The organism is Myxococcus sp. CA056 (genome assembly GCF_013336715.1).
GTDB classification, from domain to species: domain Bacteria; phylum Myxococcota; class Myxococcia; order Myxococcales; family Myxococcaceae; genus Myxococcus; species Myxococcus llanfairpwllgwyngyllgogerychwyrndrobwllllantysiliogogogochensis.
The window spans coordinates 44356-55218 of sequence record NZ_JABUMT010000026.1; the positions used below are offsets into that span (position 1 = coordinate 44356).

Genomic DNA, 10863 nt, shown 5'->3' on the forward strand with positions numbered 1-10863 from the left:
TGGCCGCGAGGCGGCTTCCTTCCGAGGAGGCCGCCTCGTTCGTCAGGTCTTCACCCAGGCTCATGCCCGAACGACTGACCTACAGCCCCAGCTCGCTCATGGGGATGCGGTACATGTCCCCGGTGCCGCTCCCGATGCCTTTGAGCGAGCCATCGTCCCGAGGCGTGTCGAAGCGCTCGCCGACGTCCCCCGTGAAGGGGCGGGTGCTGCTGTAATAGAGCCACTTCCCGTCGGGAGACACGCTGTGGTTGTACTCACTCGCGCGCGTGTTCAGCCCTTCACAGAGGCGCCGCGCGGGCTCCCAGGTGCCGTTCACCTGGCGGCTGAGGAACAGGTCATAACCTCCCAGCCCGTCCGCGCGGCGCAGGGCGCTGAAGAGCAGATAGCTCTCGTCCGGAGCAATCCAGGGCTCCAGCTCGTGGACCGTGGAGTTGATGGCCGCGCCCAGGTTCTCTGGCGGTTGGTATGCGCCGTCGACCCAACGGGAGACCCAGAGGTCGCTCCCTCCGAGCGTGCCCACGCGCTCGCCTCCGAAGTAGAGGTTGCCGTTGGCGGCGACCGCGGGTGACCACTCGTCGAGGCTCGCGTCGTTGACGGGCGCGGGCAGTCTTCGTGCGTCTTCCCATTTGCCGTTCGTGCCCAGGGATGCGGCCCAGATGTCATACGACGCGCGCGGACCGGGCTCGCCGGGCTGGGGACGATTGGAGATGAAGTACACAGTACGCCCATCGGGCGACAGGTGGGGATCCGCGTTGCTCCACTGGTCCGCGAAGCGAGGGAGCACGGGGCGAGACCAGACCCCGTCGTCCCCGAGCCGCGTCTCGTACATCGTGTACCGCTCGAAGCTGTCGTCGGCCCTCCCGAAGAGGACGCGGCGCTGGTCTGGCGAGAAGGCCATGAAGAAGTCCCAGGCGCCCGTGGTGAAGAGGCCCGCGCCGTAGAGCTCGGGCGTACAGGCGGCGCGAGGCGTCGCCGTGCGTCCCGAATGGGCGCCACATGCCAGCGTCGTGAGGCTCAGCACTCCGAGAACCCCTCGCATCCACTGCCTTCCGGTCATCGTCAGTCCCTCCTGGACGTGCATTCCGTCGTTGGGAGGTCAGCGGTAGCATCCGGGCATGAGGCGAAACTTTGGGAATCTTGCGTCGGCTCCGTCCACGCTGCCCGGGCGCCCTGGTGGCTATCACCTGCTCGGGCAGGGCGAGGCCTTCGACGTCAGGGACTGTGTTTGTCTGGAGGGCGCGGGGAGCCCTGCCTTCGGCGGTCAGCATCCTCGCGTCCGGATCAGCGTGGTGTTGTCAGGTGTCTTCCATGTCCGTGCTCGCGAGGGGGCCGCCGTGGTGGGGCCCGGAGCATTGCTGCTGGGAAACCGCTCCGCCCCGTACGAGTACCGGCATGTCGATGATGGGGGAGACCGCTCCATCGTGTTCGACTGTTCGGAGTCGCTGTTGGAGGATGCGTTGCGTTCGCTGGGGCGCCACGCGCATGTCGAGCGTCCCTTCGAGCGGGTCTGCATCCCCGCTTCGGTCGCCTCGGCGGAGGCCGTCCTGCTCACGCATCACGCCCTGGCGAGTGGAGAAGCAGAGGCCCTGCGTGAGGCGGCGCTGACGGTGATGGGGACGGCGCTGACGCTGGGGTGTGAGCCAGGGGAGGCGTCGCTGGCGGTCTCGGAGCCGCAGGCGCGCCGGATTGCGCGGAGCCTGCGCTACATCGAGACCCACAGCGCGGAGGACTGTTCCCTGGAGACCCTGGCCCATGTCGCGGGGCTCGCGAGCTTCCACTTCCTGCGCGTGTTCCGGGCGATGACGGGGCAGACACCTCGACAGTTCGTCATCGCCACGCGGCTTCGCGCGGCGGCGGCGGCACTGCGGATGACGCGCGCTCGAGTCACTGACGTCGCCCTGGAGGCCGGCTTCGGTGACCTGTCCCACTTCACGGCGAGCTTCACGCGAGCGTTCGGCGTCTCGCCTCGTGCCTATCGCTCGCGTGCAGGGGATTGACGGACAGTTCCGCCGCAAGGGAACGGTTGGCACCCTCGGCGCACCCGCCCGTGGTACCACCCGGGTGATTCTCTTCGAGGAGCCTTGGTGAACCGTGTCCGTCCCCTGGATGAGTGGGTATCCCGCCTTTCCACCTCGAACCCGAAGGACGTGGCGGCGGCACTCGAAGTGCTGGGCGAGGCGCTCTGCGCGGACGATGAGGCGGTCCGGGAGCGAGCGGCACAACTGCTGGTGAAGGAGCTGGCCCGGGCTGGCTCGGCCGCCCACGGTCCCATCCTCCGCCTGCTCCAGACGTCCTGGTGGCCGCCGCAGGTGCAACTGGCCGAGCCCGCGCTGGAGGCGGTGCTGACCGCGGTGGCTCGAATCGACGTTGATGCGCCCGAGCTGGATGAAGCGGCGCTGCTCATCGCGAACCTCTACCGGGCAGCCCCGTTGCCGCTGAGCGCGCTGGAGGGAGCCCTGGGCCACGCGAAGGCCTCGGTCCGTCGAGTCGCCGCGGGCTGTGTGGGCCGCGTGGGCAAGGCGGCGGTGTCATTGCTTCCTCGCCTGCTCACGGTGTTGGACGACTCGGAGTCCGTGGCGGGGGCCGCGCTGGAGTCGCTGGGCTCGCTCGCCTCCGCCGCGCCGGAGGTGGCCCTGCCCGCGTTGTTCGACCAGGTGAGCCGGGCGGAGGGGACGCGGCAGTACCTGGCGCTGACCTCGCTCCGGAGCCTGGTGGAAGAGGGCCGCCGAGAGGGCAAGCCCGCTCCGGAGCTGGCCTCCCTGGAGCCCGTCTTGCTGAAGACGGCCGAGGACCCCCAGCCGCCCGTCCGCCTGGAGGCGGTGTCCCTGCTGGGCCTGGGGCGCCTGTCCTCGCTGTCCACCGTGGCCGCGCTGCGCAAGCGCCTCCAGGATGAGAGCCCCGCGGTGGCTGCCTGCGCCGCCGTGGCCCTGCTGCGCGTCGGGGCTCCTCCCCAGGAGGCTGCCTCGCTCCTGGCAGCCCAACTGGCGTCCGCCGAGAACCCGGACAAGGTCGGCGCCGCGCTCAGCGCGCTGGAGGGCGTGGAGCCCGCCACCCTCGGCCGCATCCGCGACACGCTGGCGGCGGCGGCGCGGGGCGCGAAGGGGCTCGTCGCCGAGGCCCTCCATGAGTTGCTCCCGCGCAATACTTGAAGGAAATGCCTTCCGGCAGAGAATGCATGAATTTCATGATAAAATGGAATTCAGGCGCTCGGATTGGGATTGACTGAACGGGCGTCCTTCGCGTTCGCGCGGAAAGGCACCCATGTTCAAGTACCTTGGCTGTGTCCTGTTGGCATCCCTCCTGGTGGGCTGTGTCGGCACCGACTCCAACCTGGAGGACGAGGCGTCCTTCGAGGAGAGCTCCGAGCAGGCCATCTGTGGCATTGGCTGTCCGCCTGGGCAGCATCCCACGGCCTATTACTGTGATCGCTTCGCCTGTGGCGCGCTGGCCTGCAACTTCAACAACTCGAACGCGACGACGTGCGCGGTGACGCCCAACTGCGGAACCATCACGCAATGCGGGCTGGGGTGCCCCGCGGGCTTCTCCGCCATCGCGTTCGTCTGCAACCTGAGCTGCGGCTTCTGCGGTGGGGGAACGGTCAACGCGACGCAGTGTCAGTCCAACACCAGTCCCCAGGGGTGTCCCTGTGCCGCCCTTCCGGTGGGGAGCGCGGTGGACCGGGGCGCGGCGGGAGGGCTGCACTACCTGGAGCTCTACTACTCCAACTTCACCAGCTCGAACCCGAGCATCGGGACGGCGAGCTTCAACTCGCTCAGCTGCGTCAACGGATTCTCGGTGGGGCAGATTGTCTGCAATGGCTCGCCGGTGAGCGCCACGGTGACGTACTCCGACACGCAGCAACTCAACATCGCGATTCCCGCGTCGAGCGTGGCTCGGAGCTGCGTCGCCCATAGCTCCAGCACCAACTCGCAGTACATCCGCTTCGCCTTCACGGTGCCCGGCACTCCGTAGCCCGGCGCTGGCGCCAGGAAACACCGCGGGCCCGGGGCGTCCTGTTGGAACGCCAGCCGGGCCCGCTTCCGCTTTCTATCGGCGCGTCGCGCGTCAGCGCAGCTCCTGGGAGAACCGCTCGCGATACCGCCCCTGGAGCGACTTCAGCGCTTCCGTCATCCCCACGGCACGGTACTGGTCCGCCAGGAGTCGCCACGCTTCCATGTGCTGGGGCTCCAGCGTCACGACGCGCTCCAGGTGTGTCCGTGCTTCCTCGCGAGGGCCGGACGTGGAGGCCAGCCAGCCGAGGATGAAATGTGCCTGCACCGCCTCCTCATGCGCGGCCACCGCCCGCCGACATGCCGCGCGCGCGGGCCCCGACCTGCCCGCGCGCATGTGGACCTCGCAGTCGAGAACGTGCTGCACCGCCGCGCGCGGGAATTCCCGCTTCAGCCAGGCGAGCCGCGCCTGCGCCTTCGTCGCCGGCCCCTTGTCCAGGTACACCTCGACGTCCTTCACCGCGCGGATGAGCTCTCCCTCCCGCTCCACCGCGACACCGCTCACGGACGCATCCACCGGCAGCGCCATCCATCGTCGCGCCTGCAGGGCCCACGTCCGCAACGGCTCGGTCCGGGCCCCATTGCCCATCTTCTGGGTGGCCTGCTCGGCCCAGGTGAGCGCGGAGGACTGCTTGAAGAGCGCCGCGAGGTCTCCCCAGGCTTCTGGCGGCGTTCCCGGGTTCGCCTCCATCCGCTGCCGCGCGCGCACGAGGTGACCTTGCGCCTCCAGGTGCCGCTCCTGGTGGAGCTCCAGGACGGCGAGCTGAAGCAGGGCGGCGGCCTGGTCGGGGAACTTCTCGGCGGCGGACTCGCACTTCTCGCGGGTCGCCGGCAGCTTGGGGGCGACCCGCGTGTCCAGGTAGCAGGCAAGACCTTGGAGGTGGGCGTCCTCCGGGTAGCGTCGGGCGAGGGGCTCCATCTGCTGGGCGGCGACCTCGACACGCCCCTCTTTTTCGAGCGCGAGGATTTCGTTGAGCCGACGCCGGTCGTCCGGCGACAGGGTCGTCTTGGGCTCGTGCTGGACCAGCGGCGCCTTGCCTTCGCGGACCTTCGCGAGCCAGTCGACCACGGCCTGCTTCTCCGGACCTTCCCAGTCCGGTGAGGTCGTCGAGGCCAGTTGCCCACCCAGCTCGGTCGCCCAGGCCCGCGCGGCTTCGTCATCTCGACGACCCGCGGACGCATGGCGAAGGCTGGTGGCGAGCAACGCCAGGGTCTGCGACGCGAAGGCCGCCTGATTCGGCGCGTAGCTCGGGAACATCATCCAGTGCGAGCTGCGCACGTGGAAGGCCCCCAGTGTGTGCGCCCACTCATGGAGGAAGACGGACGTCTCCTTGTGCGCCTTGCGCTGCTGGTAGAGCGTCTGCTGTTCGTCCGCTGGCAGGTGGATCAGCGCTTCCATCATGGCGCGGACCTCCTCCGGGTTTCCCATCTCGCGCAGCACACAGTGGCGCCCGAACATCCGGGCCATGCCCAGCTCATGCTGCGCGGAGGAGAAGAACTTGAGCGAGGAGACGAAGCCCACCACCAGGTCCACGTCCTCACCCGGGTCCGCCAGCTCCAGCGCGGCCAGGGAGCCCTCCAGTTCGCCCTCGACGCCGCGATGCGCCCACTCGCGCGTCGACTCGAGCTCGAAGACAACGCCCAGCGGCCCTCGCACCACCGCGCTCGCGCGTTGCAACTGGGACACGATGCTGCTTCGCCAGCGAATCACCTGTTCCCGGTAGTCCGCATCCGCGTAGACGCGGACCCGAACCTTCCGAACCGGACCCGCCGATGACTGCGACGAAGTCTCCAGCTTCGCTGGAGCGAGGGTTTGTGCATGTTCCCGCGCGTAGTCCACGGGGCGCTTCACACACGACCCCCCCAGGACACAGACCCATACCGCAAGCAGGGCGCAACGCGCCTTGAATCCCATCACACGACCTGTGCTCATTCAGTCCCCACCCTCGAAGCGCGCCAGGACCCCACCTGACTCCCAGCGCCAGCTCACGACGCGGGAGGGAGTGCGAGCCTTGGCGGCGCGGCGGCGGCGGATGCTAGCACTCCATGAAAGTGACAGTCCCTCGTTCTCGCGGGGGTGCGCCCCGAGGCTCCGTCCGAGTCTTTCGAGCCCCCATGACCTCACCCACCGTCTCAGGCAGCCCTCACCGTCTTCGTGCCGAGGATGAGAACACCCCAGAGGGGCCCGACCCGGTCAGTGGATGCGGAGGGTATCCAGGAAGGGCAGGGAGATGGGCAATCACAGTCTTCGATTGAAGCCCGTGAGCGCACGCCTTTTGGCAGACAGCCCATCACCGCTTGAGTCGGTTCCAGCCACCACTCCGGGAGGACGGGGGCCGCGGATGGCTCGTGGACTCCAGGTGTGTTCGGCCTGTGCCACCAGTCCGGCCCTCACCCTCGCTGCGCGCCGGTGCCACCGGCAGTGGGGGCTCGCGGGCCCTGTCGGAGTGCGTCGTGCGATGACGCCGCGCGCTGATTTCAACGCCGTGAGTCAAGCGCTCAGTGCGCCATGACAGAACCATGACAAAGGCATGGAGTCGCCATGGACCTTCCACCTATACCGCCGCAGTAGGTTGGCTGCATTCGCTGACCTGCAACGGGGCTTCTTCCATGCGTGTCATCTCCCCAGGCCTCCTCGTGGCGGCCGTGACGGAACTCTCGCTGTCGAGGAGCGCGAAGCTGGTCCGGCTCAAGGACGTCATCGCCTGGTGTGAGTGGAACGGCGTGGACTACGAGGGGCCGGGCGGCAAGCAGCAGGCGCTCTGGGACGCGGACCGCGAGGAAGCCCAGGGGCACCGCCGCCTGCTCAAGTTCAAGAGTGGTGAGTGCAAGCAGTCACGCGCGGGCTGGGCGCTCATCGCGCACGGAGACAAGGCGCGCGAGGCCGCGGCACAGCTCACCTGGCGCGAGCAGCTCTGGGACGGAGAGAAGTGGGACTGGCTCGGCGGGAGCGCCCCTGTCGTGGCCCGCCGCCCCAACGCGAGGCGGGAGCGGTCGAGCAACGAGTCCAACACGGAGCACCTCGTCGATCAGCCTCGCCTCCTGGTCGGCTGACACGCCTCATCGGCGGGAACTCGCCACCTGCTGGTCCAGAGGCAGGCCCCCGGGACGAAAAGGGGAGGGTGCTCGCGGGCGTCGCGGCTACTTCGCGCGTCTCCACTTCACTTCGCCGACGGCGCCCGTTCCACCGGTCGTCGGCGCGGGGACGATGTACTTCAGCTCGTCGCCCGTCAGCGTGAAGGTGCGCCGCTGCTGCGTTCCCTCCCAGTTCGGGAACGAGGCGTGGTCGATGTGGAAGGTGACGGTGTGCTCCACCTCGTTCACCGAGTACCGGCCGAAGTGGGAGTTGGTCCCGCGCACGGTGGCCTGATTCTCCTCCGGTGTCCCCTGGTTCTTGTTGCTGGATGCGAACCGGGCGCGTCCCGCTCGGAGGATCTGGATGGAGTAGCGCCCCTGGCCATCGAACATGAGGAGGCCCTGGGGCTCGGCACCGTAGAGCTGCACGCGTTTCCCATCCGGGAGCACGTTGTCGACCAGGACGAGCGTCCAGGACCCCACGAGTTGCTCCTTGAAGGACTTCTCCCCGGCGTCCGCCTCGCGTGAGGGGAGCAACACCGCCAGGAGCAGCAGGGACACGGTGGGGAGGGCGCGCAATGGGCTTCGAGTCATCGGGTTTCGTCCGTTCACATCAGCACCCCGCCGCCGTCCACGCTGAGGACGGTGCCGGTGAGGAAGGGGTTGGTCATGGCGAAGAGGGTGGCGGCGGCCAGGTCCTCCGTCCTCCCCACGCGGCGGGCAGGAGCCTTGCTGGCGTAGTCCGCGAAGAGCCGCTCGCGGGCCTCGGCGCCGAGCCGGTCCCAGAAGGAGCCGGAGTCCACCACGCCCGGAGAGATGGCGTTGAGCCGCACCGGCGCCAGCTCCACGGCCATGGCCTTGGTAAAGGCTTCGAGCCCTCCGTTGACCAGGCTGGTGATGGAGGTTCCGACAGCGGGCTTCCAGGCGCGGAACCCGGAGAAGAAGGTGAAGGAGCCCTCCGGGGAGATGCGCGGCGCGGCATGTTTCACCAGGAAGAGGGGAGCCCAGAGCTTCGCGGCGAAGGCTCGCTCGATGGCGGCGGCGCCCAGTCCGGAGAGGGGTCCGACGGCGCCCTGGCTCACGGTGCTCACCAGATGGTCGAAGGAGCCCACCCCTTCACAGAAGGCCGCCACCTCTGCTTCCACCGTGGCGTCCAGGACACGGACCTCGCGGGGGCCCTTCATCAACTCCGAGGTGGCCTCCAGTGTCTCGCGCTTGCGGCCCGCCAGCACCACGTGGGCGCCCGCCTCGGATGCCACGATGGCCACGCCCCGGCCGATGCCTGAGCCAGCCCCAACGACAATCACCTTCCTGCCTTCCAACTGCATGGGTGCGCCTCCGCGTCGGATGAACTCCGTAACCCGATAATAAGGTTACGGACGGAGGTATGTTCGAGAAACGGTAACCTGTCAATGGGGTTTCATGGCGCTCGTTTCGGGCGGCGCCGTGGCGCGGTCGCGGACTTCCGCCAGGGACAGGTACCAGCACGGAGAGTCGTTCTTGCGGCGTGCGTGGCCCGGCGCATGTCCTGGCCGGCCGCTCCCGTCAGAGGGCGGCTTTGTCACATCGCGGGAGGTGTGCGTCCTGGAGGAACGCCCTGCCTGCGCGCTGCGTCCCTCGCGCACGCGACGCGAGGACGTGCCTGCACGACACCTGACGGGAGGCCGCGTGGCGCTCCACTTGCACTGGGCCGCGGTTCCTCTCGCGAAAGACCTGCCTCGGTGCATCTCCTGCGACACGTCGTCGACTGCGCGCTGTATTCCCTCTGCCTCACGGGCCTCGCGCTGCTGTCGCCGAGCAACACGGGCTGTGGCGCGGCCCACTCGGACTCATCGTCCCCAGGGGTCCGCGCGTCGCCCGGCACTCAGAGGGTGGCGCTCGACACGGCGTCAGTCCTCACGGCCCTCGCCGATGTCCGTCCCACCGCGTTCGCTCCGAGCACCCCCCCGTGCGTGTCGCGGGAGGGTGCCTGCACACCAGACTTCCCTGCGCGCGGTTGTGAAGCGCGCGAATAGCGTCCGACTGCGACGGTCTACTCAGTTGCAGCCCTGGCTGGTCAGCCAGTCCACGCCCCGGGTCCGCGTGGCCGTGCCGCTCGTACCGCCGCCGTCCGTGTTCGAAAAGGACAGGGACACGCTGGCGCCCGAGGACTGGTTCCTGAGCTCCATCGTCATGTTGTTGGGGATGAGCGTGGTGGAGTTCGGGTAGTTCGCGCCGATGGTGTAGCGGATACGGCCGCTCGGGAGGCTCCCGCACTTGGCCATCTTGTTCTCGAGCTGCACCCAGTTGCCACGGTTGAAGTTGGCATCCTGAGGCACCAGGTTCGCCCGCCCGCCCCATCCTCCAAGCTGCGAGCCGATGAGGTGTCCCCCGTCATAGTCGTTGCTGGAGTTCTCCGCGTCGCCCCACTGCCCGACGGTCGTCTGACAGGAGTCGACGCGCGGCGCGGCGGTGATGGGCGGCAGGTTCTTGTACGCCCGGCTCGGTCGGCCCGCCGTGTCGATGAAGTAGTACTCGCCGTCGAAGTTGTGCCAGATGTTCCGGTCGGCCGACGGGAAGTACTTCGGGCAGTCGCGGATGGCTGCCTGTGAGACTTCCCCGTGGATGACGTAGCCGACGCCGTACTGCTTCAGCGCCCCCCGGATCTCCTCCTCCGTGTGGTGCTCGAAGAACTCCATGAGACCGCTCGGGCCGCCGAAGTCCTGCTCGAGCTGATGGGCGGCCCCATCGCCGCCCAGGTCCGTGTCAGTGACTCCGCAGCCGCCAGACATCAGGACAAACACCGCCGCAACGAAGAGCTTGTTCAGCGCGCGCATTCTCTTGGGTCCTTTCTGAGTCGGTTTCAATGTTTCGTTGACTTGTTTACCAAGAAAGGGAGAGTCGCAATACGTGAATTTCTGGCGAACTGCGGCCGCGTGGCTCCACGGAGAAGGGGGGGCCGGCGAACTCCCGGCCCCCTCGGAGTCAGCGCACTACCAGATGCAGGACGGGATGCCGGGGAGCAGCGGGAACGAGGAGAGCGCGCCATCCGGCACGACGCCATCCGCGGTGACTCCGGTCACTTCGCCCTTCCACATGGTGGGGGAGCTGGAGCGATACCCCATGTAGTACACGGTGCTGCTCGAGCGCTCGCGGAGGAGCGTTCCGCAATACACCTCGTTGGTGTACTGACCCACCGTGCCCAGGGGAACGACCTTCACGGCGGACGAGCCGCCGAAGTAGGCGAGGTCCGCGGGGGTGGTGACGGGGAACACCGCGCCCGCGACGAAGAGATAGATGTCGCTCGACGTGCGGTCCTGGATCAGCGCGCTGTACACGAGCATGGGGAAGACGTCCCGCGACCCGGTCGGGACGTTGTTGACGCTCGTGGTGTCATCCCAGAAGCCCAGCTCCGTGGGATTCGGAACCCACCAGTCCTTCGCGCCCACCACGACGTAGATGGCTGTCTCGCTGAGCTCGCGGATCAGCGTGCCGTCTCTGGGAATCACTTCATAGGTGTTGATGGTGGCCTGGGGCTGCGTCACCGAGGGGGCGAAGACGTAGTGGATCCACTCCCCAGCGGGAATGAGGAACCTCGCGCCACCCGCCACCACATAGCGGTTCGTGGTGTCGGAGGCGCGAAGGACATGACCGTCAGCGTAGGGCGCATAGTACGACCTGGTCACTTCAAGAATGCGTGAGGGTGGGCGAAGTGTTCCCCCTGCATGACGCCGAAGCAGTTGAAGCGACTGGAGGGAGAGCTGGCGAGCTTCCTTGAGTCGATGTTCTCGGGCCTGGG

Annotated in this window: 10 protein-coding genes; 4 read left to right on the forward strand and 6 right to left on the reverse strand. The window is 68.1% G+C overall.

Annotated features, from left to right (window positions below):
• Positions 1-79: 79 nt before the first annotated feature.
• Entirely contained in the window at positions 80-1057 is a 978-nt protein-coding gene (locus HUA76_RS44415; RefSeq protein ID WP_174464387.1) for a PD40 domain-containing protein, read from the reverse strand.
• 58 nt (positions 1058-1115) lie between these two features.
• Between HUA76_RS44415 and HUA76_RS44420 the strand changes: the two genes are divergently transcribed.
• The 3 genes from HUA76_RS44420 to HUA76_RS44430 all read left to right on the forward strand — a co-directional run bounded on the left by HUA76_RS44420 (position 1116) and on the right by HUA76_RS44430 (position 3972).
• Complete coding sequence (locus tag HUA76_RS44420; protein WP_174464388.1) at positions 1116-1997, forward strand: AraC family transcriptional regulator; 882 nt, start codon at positions 1116-1118, stop codon at positions 1995-1997.
• An 87-nt stretch (positions 1998-2084) separates the two neighbouring features.
• Positions 2085-3149, forward strand: a complete 1065-nt coding sequence (locus HUA76_RS46680; RefSeq protein WP_174458313.1) for a HEAT repeat domain-containing protein — start codon at positions 2085-2087, stop codon at positions 3147-3149.
• Between the two features lie 112 nt (positions 3150-3261).
• Entirely contained in the window at positions 3262-3972 is a 711-nt protein-coding gene (locus HUA76_RS44430) for a hypothetical protein (RefSeq protein ID WP_174464389.1), read from the forward strand.
• A gap of 93 nt (positions 3973-4065) precedes the next feature.
• On the opposite strand, the gene HUA76_RS44435 is transcribed toward HUA76_RS44430, so the two are convergent.
• Entirely contained in the window at positions 4066-5862 is a 1797-nt protein-coding gene (locus HUA76_RS44435) for a matrixin family metalloprotease (RefSeq protein ID WP_174464390.1), read from the reverse strand.
• Between the two features lie 758 nt (positions 5863-6620).
• Between HUA76_RS44435 and HUA76_RS44440 the strand changes: the two genes are divergently transcribed.
• Positions 6621-7064 carry a hypothetical protein gene (locus HUA76_RS44440; RefSeq protein WP_174458316.1) on the forward strand — a complete coding sequence of 148 codons (444 nt, stop codon included), beginning with the start codon at positions 6621-6623 and terminating at the stop codon, positions 7062-7064.
• Positions 7065-7151: 87 nt separating this feature from the next.
• Here the strand turns inward: HUA76_RS44440 and HUA76_RS44445 are convergent, their stop codons facing one another.
• The 4 genes from HUA76_RS44445 to HUA76_RS44460 form a co-directional block, all read right to left on the reverse strand.
• A complete protein-coding gene (locus HUA76_RS44445) occupies positions 7152-7679 on the reverse strand; it encodes a lipocalin-like domain-containing protein (protein WP_217440974.1) in 528 nt (175 codons plus the stop codon).
• Between the two features lie 14 nt (positions 7680-7693).
• Positions 7694-8413 carry an SDR family oxidoreductase gene (locus HUA76_RS44450; protein ID WP_174458317.1) on the reverse strand — a complete coding sequence of 240 codons (720 nt, stop codon included), beginning with the start codon at positions 8411-8413 and terminating at the stop codon, positions 7694-7696.
• Positions 8414-9121: 708 nt separating this feature from the next.
• Positions 9122-9901: a DNA/RNA non-specific endonuclease gene (locus tag HUA76_RS44455; protein ID WP_174464391.1), complete on the reverse strand. Its 780-nt coding sequence runs from the start codon at positions 9899-9901 to the stop codon at positions 9122-9124.
• Between the two features lie 156 nt (positions 9902-10057).
• Complete coding sequence (locus tag HUA76_RS44460) at positions 10058-10750, reverse strand: hypothetical protein (RefSeq protein ID WP_254614907.1); 693 nt, start codon at positions 10748-10750, stop codon at positions 10058-10060.
• Between the last annotated feature and the right edge of the window lie 113 nt (positions 10751-10863).